This is a genomic window from Desulfovibrio psychrotolerans, from assembly GCF_013340305.1.
GTDB lineage: Bacteria > Desulfobacterota > Desulfovibrionia > Desulfovibrionales > Desulfovibrionaceae > Halodesulfovibrio > Halodesulfovibrio psychrotolerans.
On record NZ_BLVP01000008.1, the window covers coordinates 189,170 to 205,813 of the forward strand.

At 57.6% G+C, this 16,644-nt stretch carries 18 protein-coding genes; 16 read left to right on the forward strand and 2 right to left on the reverse strand.

Features of this window, described 5'->3' with window-relative positions; translation table 11 throughout:
- Positions 1–2 precede the first annotated feature (2 nt).
- On the forward strand, positions 3–773 hold the full coding sequence (gene folE2, locus HUV26_RS08590) for a GTP cyclohydrolase FolE2 (RefSeq protein ID WP_174410255.1): 771 nt from the start codon (positions 3–5) through the stop codon (positions 771–773).
- A gap of 373 nt (positions 774–1,146) precedes the next feature.
- Here the strand turns inward: folE2 and HUV26_RS08595 are convergent, their stop codons facing one another.
- Together HUV26_RS08595 and HUV26_RS08600 are read right to left on the reverse strand one after the other, a co-directional pair.
- A complete protein-coding gene (locus tag HUV26_RS08595) occupies positions 1,147–1,665 on the reverse strand; it encodes a methylated-DNA--[protein]-cysteine S-methyltransferase (protein WP_174409706.1) in 519 nt (172 codons plus the stop codon).
- Complete coding sequence (locus HUV26_RS08600) at positions 1,662–2,834, reverse strand: TIGR01212 family radical SAM protein (protein ID WP_174409707.1); 1,173 nt, start codon at positions 2,832–2,834, stop codon at positions 1,662–1,664. The genes HUV26_RS08595 and HUV26_RS08600 overlap by 4 nt, the downstream gene beginning before the upstream one ends.
- A 91-nt stretch (positions 2,835–2,925) precedes the next feature.
- Here HUV26_RS08600 and HUV26_RS08605 point away from each other — a divergent pair, with 91 nt between their 5' ends.
- The 15 genes from HUV26_RS08605 to HUV26_RS08675 all read left to right on the forward strand — a co-directional run bounded on the left by HUV26_RS08605 (position 2,926) and on the right by HUV26_RS08675 (position 16,642).
- Positions 2,926–3,963: a rod shape-determining protein gene (locus tag HUV26_RS08605; protein WP_274602455.1), complete on the forward strand. Its 1,038-nt coding sequence runs from the start codon at positions 2,926–2,928 to the stop codon at positions 3,961–3,963.
- A gap of 37 nt (positions 3,964–4,000) precedes the next feature.
- Positions 4,001–4,897, forward strand: coding sequence for a rod shape-determining protein MreC (gene mreC / locus HUV26_RS08610; RefSeq protein WP_243451360.1), 897 nt, complete (start codon positions 4,001–4,003; stop codon positions 4,895–4,897).
- Between the two features lie 43 nt (positions 4,898–4,940).
- A complete protein-coding gene (locus tag HUV26_RS08615; protein WP_174409708.1) occupies positions 4,941–5,429 on the forward strand; it encodes a hypothetical protein in 489 nt (162 codons plus the stop codon).
- The gene (gene mrdA, locus HUV26_RS08620; protein ID WP_174409709.1) at positions 5,413–7,224 is read left to right on the forward strand and encodes a penicillin-binding protein 2; all 1,812 of its coding nucleotides are present in this window, start codon (positions 5,413–5,415) and stop codon (positions 7,222–7,224) included. The genes HUV26_RS08615 and mrdA overlap by 17 nt, the downstream gene beginning before the upstream one ends.
- A complete protein-coding gene (gene rodA, locus HUV26_RS08625; protein WP_373869056.1) occupies positions 7,214–8,326 on the forward strand; it encodes a rod shape-determining protein RodA in 1,113 nt (370 codons plus the stop codon). Before mrdA ends, rodA begins: the two co-directional genes overlap by 11 nt.
- A 59-nt stretch (positions 8,327–8,385) precedes the next feature.
- Positions 8,386–8,757, forward strand: a complete 372-nt coding sequence (locus HUV26_RS08630) for a bactofilin family protein (RefSeq protein ID WP_174409711.1) — start codon at positions 8,386–8,388, stop codon at positions 8,755–8,757.
- A 205-nt stretch (positions 8,758–8,962) separates the two neighbouring features.
- The gene (locus tag HUV26_RS08635) at positions 8,963–9,379 is read left to right on the forward strand and encodes a F0F1 ATP synthase subunit B (protein WP_174409712.1); all 417 of its coding nucleotides are present in this window, start codon (positions 8,963–8,965) and stop codon (positions 9,377–9,379) included.
- Between the two features lie 30 nt (positions 9,380–9,409).
- Positions 9,410–9,973: a F0F1 ATP synthase subunit B gene (locus HUV26_RS08640; protein WP_174409713.1), complete on the forward strand. Its 564-nt coding sequence runs from the start codon at positions 9,410–9,412 to the stop codon at positions 9,971–9,973.
- Positions 9,970–10,521: an ATP synthase F1 subunit delta gene (gene atpH, locus HUV26_RS08645; RefSeq protein ID WP_174409714.1), complete on the forward strand. Its 552-nt coding sequence runs from the start codon at positions 9,970–9,972 to the stop codon at positions 10,519–10,521. The genes HUV26_RS08640 and atpH overlap by 4 nt, the downstream gene beginning before the upstream one ends.
- Before the next feature lie 4 nt (positions 10,522–10,525).
- On the forward strand, positions 10,526–12,034 hold the full coding sequence (gene atpA / locus HUV26_RS08650) for a F0F1 ATP synthase subunit alpha (protein WP_174409715.1): 1,509 nt from the start codon (positions 10,526–10,528) through the stop codon (positions 12,032–12,034).
- Positions 12,035–12,049: 15 nt separating this feature from the next.
- The gene (locus HUV26_RS08655) at positions 12,050–12,931 is read left to right on the forward strand and encodes a F0F1 ATP synthase subunit gamma (protein WP_174409716.1); all 882 of its coding nucleotides are present in this window, start codon (positions 12,050–12,052) and stop codon (positions 12,929–12,931) included.
- Between the two features lie 19 nt (positions 12,932–12,950).
- Positions 12,951–14,357: a F0F1 ATP synthase subunit beta gene (gene atpD / locus HUV26_RS08660; protein WP_174409717.1), complete on the forward strand. Its 1,407-nt coding sequence runs from the start codon at positions 12,951–12,953 to the stop codon at positions 14,355–14,357.
- Between the two features lie 18 nt (positions 14,358–14,375).
- The gene (locus HUV26_RS08665; protein ID WP_174409718.1) at positions 14,376–14,777 is read left to right on the forward strand and encodes a F0F1 ATP synthase subunit epsilon; all 402 of its coding nucleotides are present in this window, start codon (positions 14,376–14,378) and stop codon (positions 14,775–14,777) included.
- A gap of 217 nt (positions 14,778–14,994) precedes the next feature.
- A complete protein-coding gene (gene glmU / locus HUV26_RS08670) occupies positions 14,995–16,368 on the forward strand; it encodes a bifunctional UDP-N-acetylglucosamine diphosphorylase/glucosamine-1-phosphate N-acetyltransferase GlmU (protein ID WP_174409719.1) in 1,374 nt (457 codons plus the stop codon).
- A 37-nt stretch (positions 16,369–16,405) separates the two neighbouring features.
- Complete coding sequence (locus HUV26_RS08675) at positions 16,406–16,642, forward strand: cell division protein ZapB (RefSeq protein WP_174409720.1); 237 nt, start codon at positions 16,406–16,408, stop codon at positions 16,640–16,642.
- The last annotated feature ends 2 nt before the right edge of the window (positions 16,643–16,644 follow it).

Consider the following 16,644-nt stretch of genomic DNA (forward strand, 5'->3'; position numbering starts at 1 on the left):
TAATGGAAGACGTGCAGATGAGCCCCGCACAGGTGGCCATGGCCATTGACCGCGTGGGCATACGCGACCTGCGCCTGCCCATTGTCATTCGCGACAGGGCCAAAGGCGCGCAGCATACGGTGGCGCGGGTGGACATAGGCGCAGACCTGCCTGCGGAATTCAAGGGCACGCACATGAGCCGCTTTGTGGAGGCGCTGGAAGGCTGGAGCGAGGAGCTGGATTACGACAGCATGCGCAACCTGCTGCTGGATATCAAGCAGCGGCTGCATGCCTGCAAAGCCTATGCGCTGTTCCGGTTTCCCTATTTTTTGAATAAGAAGGCTCCGGCCACGGGCCGGGGCGGGCTGATGAACTACAAGTGCCAGCTCACGGGCGAAATGACGGGCGACCGCCCCGCCTTTCTGCTGGAGGTGGACGTGCCCGTGATGACGGTGTGCCCGTGCTCCAAGGCCATTTCTGACGAGGGCGCGCACAGTCAGCGTGCCGTTGTGCGCATGCAGGTGCGCATGCGCGGGTTTGCGTGGATTGAGGAATTTATCGAGATGGCGGAGGCCTCGGCCTCTTCTCCTGTCTATTCGCTCCTTAAGCGTGAGGACGAGAAGTACGTGACGGAAGCCGCCTTTGCCGCCCCCACCTTTGTGGAAGACGTGGTGCGCGCCGTGGCCAGCAGGCTGGAGGCACACGCGCAGGTAAGCTGGTTCCGGGTGGAAGTGGAGAGCTACGAATCCATTCACAACCACAGCGCTTTTGCCACCATAGAAAAGCATACTTGAAGAAGCGCGCCTGAAAAGACGTGCGCCTGAAAAGACGTACGCCTGACAAGAAGCACATCTGACGACAAGCTGCCTGAGAAAAATACTCCCGATGCTCAGGGCCGGCTGCATGGCACCCGCCTGTGCGGGGAATGTGTTCTTTGAATCCTATGTGGAGCAGACAAGATGCCGCAGGCCCTCTTCCTTTTTCCAGGAGAGGGCCTTTTCAGTGTCTGTAAGACAAGTTTGAGCGGTGTTCGGGCAGTGTTCGGGATGTGCAGGACGGGCCAAGACCCGGCCAAGACCCGAACAGACCCGAGCAGACCCGAGAATATCCCAACAGGTCCGAGCAGGCCCGAATAGGACGGCGCTAACGGTGGTCCGTACCGCAGGCTCAGTCTTTGGCGGGCAGCGCGCCTTCCAGCCGCAGCAGATATTCCTTGAGGGGAATGCCCCCTGTTCCTGAAAAGCCAGTCATCTTGCCGTTGCCGCCCACCACGCGATGGCAGGGGACCAGCAGGGGCCAGCGGTTGCGCCGCATGATCTGTCCCACGCCGCGGGCGGCACCCGGCCGGCCTGCCATGGCGGCAAGCTGCCCGTAGGTGACGGTGCTTCCCGCAGGGACGGTGCGCAACAGTTCCAGCACCCGGCGGGTGAAGGGGGTGCAGTCTTCCAGCGCGAGAGGCAGGTCGGGCCAGTCTGCGTGGCGGCCCGCTGCATACTGCCGCAGTGCGTCTTGCACGGCATGGCCGTGGCTTGTGCGGGGGCCGGTTTTTTCGGATGCGGAGGGAGGCGGCGCATTGTCGTCTGCCCATGCTATTCCGGTTTCCGCCAGTTGCCCGTTTGCCCAGTTCAGGGTAAGACGCAGCCGCCCGGCACAGAGGTGCTCGGTGACAAAGGTGTCTGTGTTCATGGCAGAGGCTCCGTGATGTTGAAATGCAGTATGGGGGCCATGGCCCGGAATTCTTCTTCCCATTGCCGGTGCAGGTGCGCGGGAAGATTGCGCCGCAGCGAAAACCACAGAGGCGGCAAAGGGCCGGGCGATGTTTCCAGCTCTTTACCCTGCCATGTGTTCAGACGCTCCAACCCGCGCGCGACAGAGGCGATGAACGCGGTTTTGCCGCTGTGCCAGTGCGGGGCCAGCAGTTCGTCTCCGGCGGCGTCTCCGGTGAGCCGCTGCACCACGATTTCCGGGCGCAGGCGGGGCAGGGCGCGGACGAGGATGCGCAGGTATTCCTCCTCCGTCAGGGGCGTGTATCCGCCCTGTTCCCAGTGTCGCGCAAGTTCGGTGTCTTTGGCAACATACAGGTTGTGGAATTTTACGCCGTGCACGGGCAGGGAGTTTACGCGGTCCACGGTGAGCAGAAAATCCTCTTCTGTCTCGCCGGGCAGTCCGGCGATAAGGTGGGCGCACACGCGCAGGCCGCGTTCTGCCGCCATGCGTACGGCGGATTCCGATGCTGCGAAGTCGTGCCCTCGGTTTATGCGGACCAGTGTTTTGTCGTGGGCGGATTGCAGACCAAGTTCGAGCCACACCTCGCGGCCGGGAAGGATGCGGTGTTGCCCGTCGGGCGGCACAGTGTTTCTGTATTGTCCGGTGTGCCGTTCCGGCACGGACTGGTCGTGAGTCCCAGAGGTGGCGGCATGGACGTGCTGGGGGCAGGGAAGGTTGCCTGCGGCAAAACGGGCTATGCAGTCCAATTTTTCGGAATCAAGGCAGTCGGGCCTTGTTCCGATGGACAAACCGGCCAAATCAGGTAAGGCTTCGAGTGCTTCAAGCGTGCGACGGAGTTTTTCCACCGGTCCATATGTGTTGGAAAATGATTGCAAGTACGCTATGAAGATTCCGGCTTCGTTGGAGCGACCATACCGGTTGCGCCAGAAAGCCCATTGGTCTTCCAGGCTTGCGCCCAGAAGGCCCATACCGGACCCCGAACCTTGGGGGTTGCAGAAGATGCAGCCTCTGGTAGAAAGGGTGCCGTCCCTGTTGGGACAGGTGAATCCGGCGTCGAGCGGTATCTTTTGTACCCGGCGCCGGAAGCGGTGTCGAAAATATGTCGAAAGTTGATGATGCCTGTTCATAACCGGGCCTGACCTGTTGGGGGTGAGTGCGTCATATGATGCCCCTCCGACCTGATTACCTGCTCCCTTAGAACGAAGCAAGCGAGAGAATATGGCAAAGATACTGGATTTCTTCCTTGGAATGTTTTCCAACGACCTGGCGATAGACCTTGGCACGGCCAACACCTGCGTATACGTGAAGGGGCAGGGCATTGTTCTGCGCGAGCCTTCCGTGGTGGCGGTGAAGAAGGATGCCAGAGGCAACACGGTGGTGCTGGCGGTCGGGCACGATGCCAAGCGCATGCTGGGCCGCACACCGGGCAACATTCAGGCCATTCGTCCCATGAAGGACGGGGTTATCGCGGATTTTGAGATAACCGAAGCCATGTTGCGTCACTTTATCCGCAAGGTGCACAATAACCGCATCGTGCATCCGCGTATCATTATCTGTGTGCCCACGGGCATAACGCAGGTGGAAAAGCGCGCCGTAAAGGAATCTGCACAGAGCGCGGGCGCGCGCGAGGTGTACCTCATCGAGGAGCCCATGGCTGCGGCCATAGGTGCCAACCTGCCCATTCAGGAACCCACCTCCAACATGGTGGTGGACATTGGCGGCGGCACAACCGAGGTGGCGGTTATCTCCCTGTCGGGCGTGGTCTATTCCAAGTCTGTGCGTGTGGGCGGCGACAAGATGGACGAAGCCATCATGACCCACGTGAAACGCAAGTACAACATGCTCATCGGCGAATCCACCGCCGAGGACATTAAGATAAAGATAGCCTCTGCCTACCCCATGGACCCGGAAGAAACACTGGAAGTCAAGGGGCGTGATCTGGTCACCGGCATTCCGCAGAATATTACCATTACCTCGGAAGAAGTGCGCAAGGCCATTTCCGAACAGGTGGACGCCATAGTGCAGGCGGTGCGCATTGCGCTGGAACAGACCCCGCCGGAACTGGCGGCGGATATTGTGGACCGGGGCATTGTACTCACGGGCGGCGGCGGCCTGCTGAAGGGGCTGGACCAGCTTCTGCGCGAGGAGACCTCGCTGCCCATCACCGTGGTGGACGACCCGCTGTCCACTGTGGTCATAGGAACGGGTAAGGCGCTGGACAATCTGGATATCCTCAAGGAGGTAGCGGTCGATTAACGCCTCTCTTGTCAAGCGGCTGCTTATCCTATTGGTTGTGGTGCTGTTTCTGTACCTGAGCCTTTTCACATGGAACCTGCGTACCGGCTATCTTGATACGCTTGCCACGCATATCGGCCTCGAATTTGTCGGGGCCGTTATAAAACCGGGCAAGTGGGTCAAGAGGCAGGCGGTGGGCTTCTGGGAACATTATATTGATCTCGTGGATGTGCGCAGGCGCAATGACGAACTGGAAGCGCAGGTGCGCGAAGCACTTGCAGCCCTGACGGAAGCACGTGAGGACGAGGCCGAGCTTGTGCGCCTGCGTGCTCTCATGTCGCTTTCGCCGCCTTCCGGCTGGGAGAAGCTCGGTGCCCGGGTGATCGCCCACAGGCTGGGCTTGCAGGCGGAACTGGAATCCATTGTGCTCGGCAAGGGGTATCTGCAGGGAGCCAGCGTGCGCTCGCCTGTGGTGACCCATGAAGGTGTGGTGGGCCGGGTGTTTCGTTCCGGGCCGTATACTTCCACCGTGCTGTTGGTGACAGACCCCAACAGCCGTATAGCCGTGGTCAGCCAGAACAACAGAACTCCGGGTATTATCGTAGGAGCGGGACCGAGAAATCTGCTTGAGCTGCGCTACGTATCACAGAACGCCCCGCTCTCCGTGGGTGAGATGCTGGTTACATCCGGGCAGGCGGGAACTTTTCCCAAGGGCTTGCCGGTAGCGCGTATCGTCTCCATTGAATATTCCGACCTTTCTCTCTTCCAACGGGTTATGGCGGAGCCTCTGGCGAATCTGGACAATCTTGAAGAGGTGTTGCTGGTCACGCAGATTCCGGGCCATGCGGAGCTTGCCGCCATGGCAGATGAGGCGCTGGTCGACCCCGGCAGAGGCGTCGGCAACGGGCAGCCGGAGCAGGGTGGCAATGCCACGGCCGTGGGAACTCCCCGGTAAGATGGCTCCGGTGCGGAACATGGCGCGATAGCGGAAAGGAATTATGCAGAACGGTCAGCCTTCAGCTCTGCGGTCTTTTTTGTGGTGGACGGCCTACACCGTGTGCGGCGTGTGGGCCATGCACCTGCTTCCCGGAGTGGATTTGCTTCTTCCCGGCGTGCTGTGCTCCATGCAGGAGAATAACCGTACACAGACCGTATGGCTGATGGTGCTGTTCACGTTCATTCATGAAGGCACCGGGCTGCTGGCCTTCGGCCCCGCCGTGCTGTGGTATGTTATGGCCTTTGTGCTGTTCCGCGGGGGCAGGTTCCTCTTTGAGGCGGAGAATATTGTGTTTGTGTTTCTGCTTTCCGCTGCCATGGGGGCGTGGCACATGGGCATTGGGTTTATGATGCACCATCTGCAGGATGTGCTTATTCCGCCTTCACGGCTTCTTAGCTCCGGCGTGCTGCACGCCGTGGTTATTCCGCCGGTCTGGTTCTTCGTTCATATGCTCCGGGAAAGGGAGCTGCGCCATGTCAATGCATCTTGACCCGGAAGGGTATCAGCCGCCCAAAATGGGGCTGCTTCTTTTGCAGGGCGTGGTGGCACTGCTGTTCCTGTGCTTTTCTTTGCGTTTCTGGTTTCTGCAGATTCACAAGGGAGAAGACTTTGCCCGGCTGGCGCGTGAGAACAGGCTGCGGCAGGAGCGGGTGTATGCTCCGCGCGGGCTGCTCAGGGCTGCTGACGGCGAACTGCTCGCGGAGAACCGTCCTGCCTACGCTCTTGGGCTGGTGCGGGAAGACTGCAAGGACATTGCCTCCACCATTGCGCAGATAAGCCATTGGACGAACATTCCGGTGGAAACACTGTGGGCAAAATATTTCAAGGACAAGCCCAAGGTCAAACCGTTCGAGCCTCTGGTGCTTGCCCCGGATATTCCCTTTGACCTGCTGGCGCAGATAGAGTCCAATCTCATTCTGTGGCCGGGACTGGAGATTGTGGTGCGCCCCCGGCGGCACTATCTGCAGGGACCGCTTTTCGCCCATATTCTGGGATACGTGGCGGAAGCCAACGAAAAGGAACTGGAGGGAGACTCTGATCTGGATCTGGGCGATTCCGTGGGCAAGCAGGGGCTGGAACTCGTTCTGGATACTCGTTTGCGGGGCGAAAAGGGACTGCGGCAGCTTGAAGTGGATGTAATGGGCCGCAGGCTGAGCCGCAAAGAGGTACTGGAACCCAAGGCGGGAGAATCCGTCAAGCTTTCGCTGGATCTCGGGTTGCAGCAGATTGCCTATAAGCAGCTTGAGGGACAGGCCGGTGGTATTGTGGTCATGGACCCGGATTCCGGCAAGCTGCTGGCTTTGGTTACCAGCCCGAGTTACGATAACAATGCCTTTGCCTCTGGTCTTTCGGGCAAGCAGTGGGCCGAGTTGCGTGATGATCCGTATTTTCCGTTGCAGAACCGGGTTATTCAGTCGGTGTATCCGCCCGGTTCCGTCTGGAAGATTCTCATGGCCGGGTTGCTGCTCAAGGAAGGGGTGGACCCGCGTGAATCCGTGCATTGCAACGGAGAATTTTATCTGGGCAAAACCCTGTTCCGCTGCTGGAAAAAGCACGGGCACGGCAGGATGGACATGGCCCGTTCGCTCATTGAATCGTGCGACGTCTATTATTATGAAATGATAAACCGTGTGGGCATAGACAAGGTGGAAGCCTTTGCCCGGGCCAACGGTTTTGGCGAGCAGACCGGACTGGGGTTGCCGCACGAGCGTTCGGGACTTGTGCCTTCACGCGACTGGAAGCGCAAACGCTTCGGTGAATCGTGGCAGCGCGGCGAAACGGTCATTACCGCCATAGGGCAGGGATTTACCCTGACCACACCGGTGCAGATTGCCTGCTTTATCTCCTCGCTCATGAACGGCGGCAAGCTTATGCAGCCCAGCCTGCTGGCCGACGCGGAGCCGGTGGTGCGAAGGACAACGCCGCTAACCGAACCCCAACGGGCCTTTTTGCTCAAGGCCATGCAGGATACGGTGGAAGACCCGCGCGGCACGGCCAAACGGCTGCTTACCAAGGGAGCGGACATAGGGGGCAAGACCGGCACCGCACAGGTGGTGAAGCTCAAGTTCAAGAACAATGACGAACGTGTGAAGAACGAGGACATGGAGTACTGGGAGCGTGACCACGCATGGATGGCCGCATGGGGTGCCAAGGACGGACAGCGGTATGTGGTGGTCTGCATGGTTGAGCACGGTGGCGGGGGAAGTTCCGTTGCCGGGCCGGTGGTGAAGAATATTTTTGACTATCTCTTCGACGGCAAGGATGGGGATGACGATGGCGTTTGACAGACGGTTGCTCACACACATGAACTGGGCGCTCATCCTGTCTGCCGTAACCATATTTCTGGTGGGGGTGATGAACCTGTATTCCGCCAGTTCCTCCATGTCCGAAGAGGGCATTGCCCTTGGAACGTACTATCAGAAGCAGCTTGTGTGGGGCGGCATAGGGCTGCTGTGCATGATCGGGGTGATGCTGGTGGACTACCGGCACCTGCGCAGTCTGGCGTGGCCCATCTTTTTGCTGGCCATTATCCTGCTGGCCATGGTGCCCATTGCAGGAAAGACCATTTATGGGGCCAAGCGGTGGATATCGCTGGGATTCATGAACCTGCAGCCCAGCGAAATTGCCAAGATAGCCACCATACTCATCGCAGCCAAGCTGCTGGCACGCAGCCCCAAGCCGCTTGAGTGGAAAGAGTTTTTTCAGGTGCTGATCATCTGCGCCATTCCGGCTGCGTTTATTCTCAAGCAGCCGGACCTTGGCACCACGCTGAATATGCTGCTGAACGTGGGCGGCATTATCCTTTTCCGGGGACTGAGCAAGGGGGTGTTCCGCACCTGTATTGTGGCATTGCCCGCCTGCCTGCCGCTGGGATGGATGTTCATGAAGGACTATCAGAAACAGCGGGTGCTGACCTTTCTCAATCCGGGAGAAGATCCTCTGGGATCGGGCTATCATATTATTCAGTCCCAGATAGCGATAGGGTCCGGTCAGATGTGGGGCAAGGGTTTTCTTGAGGGGACGCAGTCTCAGTTGCGCTTTCTGCCGGAAAAGCACACCGACTTTGCCATTGCCGTGTTCGGGGAGGAATGGGGGTTTGTGGGCTGTATCATTTTATTGGCCCTTATCTGCCTTTTTCTGCTCTCCATATTCAACACGGCACGGGACGCGAAAGATCGCTTCGGCTCCTTTCTTTCTGCCGGGGTGTTCTTCTATTTCTTCTGGCAGTTTCTGATAAATATGGGCATGGTCATGGGGCTTATGCCGGTTGTGGGCATTCCCCTGCCTTTTATCAGTTACGGGGGCAGTGCCATGCTGGTGAATTTTTGCCTCATTGGGCTTGTAGTCAATGTCTCCATGAGGCGTTTTGTATTTAAGACCAATTAATCCGCAACGGTGCGGTAGCAGTATTGCTTGTACTCTCTGTCACAAAGAAGGAGCGATCAATGGCCAGAGATGAGATAAATGCCTTTCTCGGTTCCGGTACCGTCTATCAGGGCAAGCTGAATTTTCAGGGATCGGTGCGCATAGACGGCGTATTCACCGGCGAGGTGCATTCCGAAGGCACGCTTATCATCGGCAAGGACGCTCGTGTGGAAGGGCAGGTGCGTGTGGGGCAGCTTATTCTTTCCGGCAATGTGCACGGTGAGGTGGTGGCTGCCAAGAAGGCCGTGCTGCATAAAACAGCAAACTTTGTCGGCAGTCTGTTCGCCCCGCTGCTCATGGTGGAAGAGGGCGCGAAGATGGAAGGGCAGATATGCATGCAGGCTTCTAAAGATTTGGCAAAGGGTGCTCCCGAAGCCGAACAGGAAATGTAGGTGCAGGCCCGAAACTCCGTGTTCACAGTAAGCCGTCCCCAAGGGGCGGTTTTTTTGTTTCTGCGCGAAATCACATTGCTATCTCAGGCTGTTTGATTGAACAGCAACCATGCATTTTTAAAAAAGGTTTTGACACAACACTGGTAATCAGCTAATTCGGGAACCACTTTGAGCTTAAATTCACAACCTCACTAAGGGAGCAGGCATGATCAATCTGGATATTACATTACTTATCCAATTGGTGAACTTCCTCATCGTGCTGGTTGGCTTGAATGCTTTTCTGATCCGTCCGGTTCGGGAGATCATCAAACAACGGCAGGATACGATGTCGGGTCTGCTGGGCGATGCTGAACAGTTTGTTGGTTCTGCGGAAGCGAAACTCAAGAACTATGAGGCTGCCCTTACCGAAGCACGCAAGAACGCCACCGCTGAGCGTGAAAAGGTAAAGGAAGCGGCACTTGCCCAGGAGGCGGATATCCTCGCCAAGGCCAACCAGGAGGCGCAGGCTGTCATTTCCGCTTCTCGGGAAAAGGTAGCCGCCGACGTCACCAAGGCTATGGAGACTCTCAAGGGCCAAGTGGGCGCCCTTGCCGGTAAAGCCACAGCCAAAGTGCTCGGATAACCACGCGCAAGCGTTGAAGGAGGGTTCGCTTTGAAAGGGCTTCGAATTCTAACCGGCGCAATGGCCATCACGCTGCTTACCGCAGCCGCCGCCTTTGCCGCTGAACCCGGCCACGAGTTGCCATGGGGCAACTTTGCCGCGCGTGTTGCAACCTTTGCCTCTGTCATCGGCATCATCTGGTATGCTGCAGGCAAAAAAATCGTGGGCTTCTTTTCGGGACGCCGCACGGGCATTGAGCAAGAGCTTGTGGACCTTGAAACCCGCAAGACTAAGGCCCGCAAGGATCTGGCAGACGTGGAGCAGCGCATCGCCAATATAGAGGCGGAGCGTCAGTCCATTCTTGCCGAGTATCGTGCTCAGGGAGAGCGCATCAAGGACGCCATCATCGCGAAGGCTGAAACGACTGCGGCCCAGATCACTACGCAGGCGGCAAAGACTGCGGAAACGGAAGTAAAACAGGCCGTTGAGCAGATGCGTGCCGAAATGGCCGAACTTGTCGTCAGCGCCGCTGAGCAGATGCTGGCGGAAAAGTTGTCGAAAGACGACCATGAAAAGCTCATCGACAAATACTTAACGAAGGTGGTGCTCAATTGATCGGCAACATTGTAGCACGCAGATACGCCAGGGCACTCTTCTCCATCGGCAAAAAGGCCGGAGCGAAGGAACTGGATTCCTTCGGACAGGAGCTTGCCAACCTGGCTAACGCCATTGAGGTTACGCCTGAGCTTGGAAAGGTATTCCGCAACCCCATCTTCTCTCTGGAAGAAAAGCGCGCGGTCATTTCCAAGGTGCTGGACGGTATAAAGGCCAGCCAGACTATCCGCAATTTCTGTTTCCTGCTTGCGGAAAAAGACAGACTTGCGCTTATTCCCGATATTCAGGCGTTCTACAACATTCTGCTCGACGCCGAGCAGGGAGTGGTCCGTGGTGAGCTTATCACTGCAATCGAACTCCCCAAGGCAAAGCGCGACGAGGTTAAATCCCAGCTGGAAAAACAAGCCAACCAGAAGCTCATCCTGGACTTCAGCGTCAACAAGGGCATCCTTGGCGGCGTTCTGCTGAAGATCGGCGACCAGGTGCTTGACGCGAGCCTCCGCGCTCAGCTGGGAATCTTGAAAGAAAACATCAAGAGGGGTGAGTAGGGCCATGCAGATCAAAGCAGAAGAAATCTCCAAAATCATTGAGAGCCAAATCGAGAATTACGAACAGCGCGTTGAGATGAGCGAAACCGGCACCGTTCTTTCCGTTGGTGACGGTATTGCTCGTGTCTACGGTGTGCGTAATGCCATGGCCATGGAACTTCTTGAGTTCCCCGGTGGCCTGAAGGGCATGGTTCTTAACCTCGAAGAAGACAACGTGGGCGTTGCGCTTCTCGGCTCCGACACCGGCATCAAGGAAGGCGACCCGGTCAAGCGTACCGGCCAGATCTTCTCCGTTCCGGTCGGCGATGCGGTTATCGGCCGCGTGCTTGACCCTCTGGGGCAGCCGCTGGACGGTATGGGACCCGTTGAATCCAAGGACATCCGTCCCGTGGAACTCAAGGCTCCCGGCATCATCGCCCGTAAGTCCGTTCACCAGCCCATGCCCACCGGCATCAAGGCTATTGACGCCATGACGCCCATCGGTCGCGGCCAGCGTGAACTGATCATCGGCGACCGTCAGGTCGGCAAGACCGCCGTCTGCATAGACGCCATTCTTGCCCAGAAGGAAACCGGCATCAAGTGCTTCTACGTGGCCATCGGCCAGAAGAAGTCCACCGTTGCTCTGGTTGCCGACACGCTGAAGAAGTACGGCGCGATGGAGTACACCACCATCATCTCCGCTACCGCTTCCGAGCCCGCCCCCCTTCAGTTCATCGCCGCCTACTCCGGCTGCACCATGGCTGAATTCTACCGCGACAACGGCCAGCATGCCCTGATCATCTACGATGACCTTTCCAAGCAGGCTACCGCTTATCGCCAGATGTCTCTGTTGCTCCGCCGTCCTCCCGGTCGCGAAGCATTCCCCGGCGACGTTTTCTACCTGCACTCCCGCCTGCTGGAACGTTCCGCCAAGGTGAACGACAGCCTGGGTGCCGGCTCTCTGACCGCACTGCCTATCATCGAAACGCAGGCCGGTGACGTTTCCGCATACATTCCGACCAACGTTATCTCCATTACCGACGGTCAGGTGTATCTGGAGCCCAACCTGTTTAACGCAGGTGTGCGTCCCGCCATTAACGTTGGTCTGTCCGTTTCCCGAGTGGGTGGCGCAGCACAGATCAAGGCGATGAAGCAGGTTGCGGGTACCATGCGTCTGGATCTTGCCCAGTACCGCGAACTGGCTGCCTTTGCGCAGTTCGGTTCCGACCTTGACAAGGCAACTCAGGCCAAACTGAACCGTGGTGCGCGTCTGGTGGAACTGCTCAAGCAGCCCCAGTATCAGCCCATGCCCTTCAACGAGCAGGTTGCTTCCATGTACGCTGCTACCCGTGGGTATATGGACGATGTGCCGGTGAACAAGGTTCGCGCTTTTGAAACCGCTTACATTGAATTCCTGCGCAACGCCAAGGCCGACATTCTTGCCGACCTGAAAGCACGTGAAGTGATTGATGCAGACATCGAAGGCCGTCTGAAAGCAGCTCTCGACGAGTTCAAAAAAACCTTCTCGGCTTAAGGACGGGGGTATCACATGGCCTCGTTGAAAGACGTCCAACTACAGATTGCTGGGGTCAAGAAGACCAAGCAGATAACCAAAGCCATGAACATGGTGGCTTCGGCAAAGCTGCGTGGTGCTCAGGGCCGAATAGAGCGATTCCGCCCCTATGCGGATAAGTTCTATGAGATGCTGGGTGACCTTGCCAGTAAGGCTGACGAGAATGCACATCCGCTGCTTGAGGTCCGTGAGGAAATTAAGAGTTGCGGTGTTATTCTTGCCACCTCGGACCGCGGTCTTTGTGGCAGCTACAATGTGAACCTCATCAATGAGGCTCTGAGAGTTGCTAGGGAAAAGACCGCTGAAGGAAAGACTGTTAAATTCTATTGTGTAGGGAAAAAGGGCCGCGATGCCATTCGCAAATCTCCGTATGAGATGGTGAAGGGAATCGGGGACGTGATGGGAACTTTTGACTTCTCGCTCGCCAATGAGCTGGGCATGGAAGTCATTCACTCCTACCTTACCGGTGAGTTTGACGAAGTCGTTCTGGTGTACGGCGAGTTTGTAAGTGTTGCAAAGCAGATTCCGGTTCGCCTGCCTCTGCTGCCTATTGCTCCGGCTGCCGCGGAAGAGGAAATTCCCGCTTCCGGTGTGCAGAAGGAATACATCTACGAACCCGCTGTAGAAGGTCTGCTGGCAGAACTCCTGCCCCGCTTTATCAAGGTTCAGGTGTATCGTGGGCTGCTTGACACCTCTGCCAGCGAACATGCGGCACGTATGGCAGCCATGGACAATGCGACCAAGAACTGCGACGAAATGGTACAAAGTCTGACGCTTATCTTCAACAAGACGCGTCAGGCAGCCATTACCAGTGACCTCATGGATATCGTCGGCGGCGCGGAAGCGCTGAAAGGATAAGTAAGGGAGCGAAATCGTTATGGCTAACGTAGGTAAAATCGTTCAGGTTATCGGCGCCGTCGTGGACGTTGAGTTCGCCGATGGCAACCTGCCGAACATTCTCAACGCGATAAAAATCGTGAACCCCAACAACACGGATGCTCCCGAGCTGATCTGCGAAGTAGCGCAGCACCTTGGCGACAACGTGGTTCGTACCATCGCCATGGACGCGACCGAAGGTCTGGTCCGGGGCATGGACGTGACCGACCTTGGTGAGCCCATCTCCGTACCCGTCGGAGCCGCCTCGCTCGGCCGCATTATGAACGTTGTGGGCAACCCCGTGGACGAAATGGGCCCCATTAACGCCAAGAAGCGTATGCCCATTCACCGCCCGGCTCCCGCGTTTACCGAGCAGGACACCTCGGTGCAGCTGCTCGAGACCGGCATCAAGGTCGTTGACCTGCTGATTCCCTTCCCCAAGGGCGGCAAGATGGGCCTCTTCGGCGGTGCAGGCGTGGGCAAGACCGTTATCCTTATGGAAATGATCAACAACATCGCTAAGCAGCACGGCGGTATCTCCGTGTTCGCAGGTGTTGGTGAGCGTACCCGTGAAGGGAACGACCTGTACCACGAAATGAAAGATGCGGGCGTTCTGGAGAAAGCCGCCCTTGTGTACGGCCAGATGAACGAGCCGCCCGGAGCACGTGCACGTGTTGCTCTGACCGCTCTTGCCTGCGCGGAGTACTTCCGTGACGAAGAGAATCAGGACGTGCTTCTGTTCGTTGACAACATCTTCCGTTTCACTCAGGCAGGCTCCGAAGTGTCCGCACTTCTCGGCCGCATGCCCTCTGCGGTGGGTTATCAGCCCACGCTGGGTACGGACCTTGGCGGCCTGCAGGAACGCATCACCTCCACGAATAAGGGTTCCATCACCTCTGTTCAGGCCGTGTACGTTCCCGCGGACGACTTGACCGACCCCGCACCCGCAACCACCTTCTCGCACCTTGACGGTACGCTCGTTCTGTCCCGTCAGATCGCAGAACTGGGCATCTACCCTGCGGTGGACCCGCTGGACTCCACGTCCCGTATTCTCGACCCCAACGTGGTTGGTGTGGAGCACTACGCCGTGGCGCGCGAAGTTCAGATGGTGCTGCAGAAGTACAAAGATCTCCAGGACATCATCGCGATTCTGGGTATGGACGAACTGTCCGATGCTGACAAGCTCACCGTTGCGCGCGCTCGTCGTATCCAGCGCTTCTTGTCTCAGCCCTTCCACGTTGCAGAAGTATTTACCGGCACCCCCGGTCAGTACGTGAAGCTGGAAGACACCATCAAGGCATTCCGCGGAATCCTGAATGGCGAATACGACCACATGGCAGAAAACGATTTCTACATGGTGGGTGGTATCGAAATGGCTGTGGAGAAGTACAACAAGAATAAGGCCTAACTCAAGGGAGGTGACCTTATGGAAAAGTCTCTCCATCTTGAGATTGTGACGCCGGACAAGGTTGTCCTGAGCGAAACAGTGGACTACGTGGGGGCACCCGGCTTTGAGGGTGAGTTCGGAATTCTGCCGAACCACATACCCTTTCTGGCGGCCCTGCGTATCGGAACCCTGCACTACAAGGTTGGCGGCAAGACCAGTGATGTGTTTGTCTCCGGCGGATTTGCAGAGATTTCCGACAACAAGGTGTCCATTCTGGCCGAATCAGCCGAGCGCGTGGAGGACATTGATGTCGAACGCGCCCGTAAGGCCAAGGAGCGCGCAGAAATGCGCCTTGCACAGGAGCGTGACAGAATTGACGCTGCCCGTGCTCAGGCTGCGCTGCAGCGTGCAATAGCACGCATCAATGCACGCAACCACTAGTCTCTCCTTGCCCTGAACGACTCCATGCGGGCCGTCCTTTACCGGACGGCCCGCTTTTTTGCGTGTGGATTGTGCAGCGAGTAAGGCTGGAGCCTCGCATAGACGAATGACCCTTTCTTACCGCTGGACAACGGCAGGGGAATACACGTATTTTTCATTCGTTTGCGCGTCGGGCAATCGTGCCGTGCGCAGAAGTCTGATGATATCCGGAGACTGTATGGCCTCTATGAATACGATTGGCGCGCTGGTGCTGGCCGCAGGCAAGGGCACGCGCATGCATTCCGACAGCCCCAAGGTGCTTCAGCAACTGCTGGGCGAACCTATGCTCAGGTATGTCTATACCGCGCTGGATCCCATTTTTGGTGAAGGGATATGGACTGTTATCGGCCACGGGGCCGATCAGGTGCAAAAAGCGTTTGCGGACGAGGAGCGGCGGTTTGTGCTGCAAGAGGAACAACTGGGCACAGGGCATGCCGTGCAGGTGGCATGGGCGGATATTGAGCGCGCCGGTGTGCATCGCGTGCTTGTGGTGAACGGCGACACCCCGTTGTTGCCCCAGCCCCGCCTGATGGCCTTTATGAAAGAGGTTGTGGATGCCGATGCGGATATCGGTTTTATGACCCTTACCCTTGCGGACCCTTCGTCCTTTGGCAGGGTGGTGCGTCACAACGGTGATGTGGCCGCCATTGTGGAAGCCAAGGATTTTGACGAGAACCTGCACGGGCAGGAGCCGAATGAGATCAACGCGGGCATTTATCTGCTCAAGGTGCCCACCATAGCTCCTCTGCTGACCATGCTGCGCAACACCAACCGCAGTGGCGAGTATTATATTACTGATCTTGTGGAACTGGCCGTTGCCAGAAGGATGCGGGTGCGCGGGGTGGACTGCGGGCAGGACCCGCATTTGCTCGGCATTAACACGCCGGCAGAGCTGGTGCGCTCGGAATCGCTGCTGCGGACCAACCTTGTGCTGGAATGGCTGGAACAGGGTGTGATGATTCACGCCCCGGAAACTGTGCGCATAGGGCCTATGGTGGCACTGGAGCCGGGGGCGGTGCTGCATGGGCCGTGCGAGTTGTACGGGCGCAGCGAGGTGCGCCGGGGAGCGGAAGTGCATTCCCATACATGGCTGCGCGATACGGTGGTTTCCGCCGGGGCGCATATCCGCCATTTCAGCCATCTGGAAGACGCCGTTGTGGGCGAGGGGTGCGTTGTGGGACCCTATGCCCGCCTGCGACCCGGTGCCGTGATGGAAGAAGGAGCCCGTGTGGGTAACTTTGTGGAGATGAAGAAATCCGTTCTGGGCAGAAATTCCAAGGCCAACCATTTTACGTATCTGGGTGATGCACAGGTTGGTCAGGGGGTGAACATAGGTGCAGGCACCATCACCTGCAATTATGATGGGGTGAATAAGCATAAAACCGTCATTGCGGACGGGGCATTCATCGGTTCAAACACTGCGCTGGTGGCTCCTGTGACCGTGGGGGCGCATAGCCTGGTCGGTGCCGGTTCCGTTATTACCAAGGATGTCCCGGACAATACGCTGGCTGTTGCGCGTGGTGTGCAGAAAAATCTGCCCCGTAAACGCTAGTCTTGATTTTGGATGACAAAAAGGATATGTGCTTGCAATGGAGCTTATAGACCAGTTGGAACAACGCATTGAATCACTTCTCGCAGCAATGGCAGTGCTGCGGGAGGAGAACAGACGCCTCAAGGAAGAGGTGGATCTGGGGTTGGCGTCGCTTGCTGACGAAAATCGTGCCCTCAAGGACGAGCTTGAGCAGCAGCGGTCCACCCAGGATGCAGTCCGGGAAAGGATTGACGTCCTTTTGCGTAAGCTTAAAGACCAAACCGGCGGGTCGTAGTG

Bases quoted from the DNA above. Each gene is read 5' to 3' on its own strand.
- mrdA (WP_174409709.1), top strand. From the start codon at position 5,413: ATGTCAATGCATCTTGACCCGGAAGGGTATCAGCCGCCCAAAATGGGG.
- atpD (WP_174409717.1), top strand. From the start codon at position 12,951: ATGGCTAACGTAGGTAAAATCGTTCAGGTTATCGGCGCCGTCGTGGAC.
- HUV26_RS08665 (WP_174409718.1), top strand. From the start codon at position 14,376: ATGGAAAAGTCTCTCCATCTTGAGATTGTGACGCCGGACAAGGTTGTC.
- HUV26_RS08635 (WP_174409712.1), top strand. From the start codon at position 8,963: ATGATCAATCTGGATATTACATTACTTATCCAATTGGTGAACTTCCTC.
- atpA (WP_174409715.1), top strand. From the start codon at position 10,526: ATGCAGATCAAAGCAGAAGAAATCTCCAAAATCATTGAGAGCCAAATC.
- folE2 (WP_174410255.1), top strand. From the start codon at position 3: ATGGAAGACGTGCAGATGAGCCCCGCACAGGTGGCCATGGCCATTGAC.
- HUV26_RS08600 (WP_174409707.1), bottom strand. From the start codon at position 2,834: ATGAACAGGCATCATCAACTTTCGACATATTTTCGACACCGCTTCCGG.
- HUV26_RS08605 (WP_274602455.1), top strand. From the start codon at position 2,926: ATGGCAAAGATACTGGATTTCTTCCTTGGAATGTTTTCCAACGACCTG.
- rodA (WP_373869056.1), top strand. From the start codon at position 7,214: ATGGCGTTTGACAGACGGTTGCTCACACACATGAACTGGGCGCTCATC.
- HUV26_RS08675 (WP_174409720.1), top strand. From the start codon at position 16,406: ATGGAGCTTATAGACCAGTTGGAACAACGCATTGAATCACTTCTCGCA.
- HUV26_RS08655 (WP_174409716.1), top strand. From the start codon at position 12,050: ATGGCCTCGTTGAAAGACGTCCAACTACAGATTGCTGGGGTCAAGAAG.
- glmU (WP_174409719.1), top strand. From the start codon at position 14,995: ATGGCCTCTATGAATACGATTGGCGCGCTGGTGCTGGCCGCAGGCAAG.
- HUV26_RS08615 (WP_174409708.1), top strand. From the start codon at position 4,941: ATGCAGAACGGTCAGCCTTCAGCTCTGCGGTCTTTTTTGTGGTGGACG.
- HUV26_RS08630 (WP_174409711.1), top strand. From the start codon at position 8,386: ATGGCCAGAGATGAGATAAATGCCTTTCTCGGTTCCGGTACCGTCTAT.
- HUV26_RS08595 (WP_174409706.1), bottom strand. From the start codon at position 1,665: ATGAACACAGACACCTTTGTCACCGAGCACCTCTGTGCCGGGCGGCTG.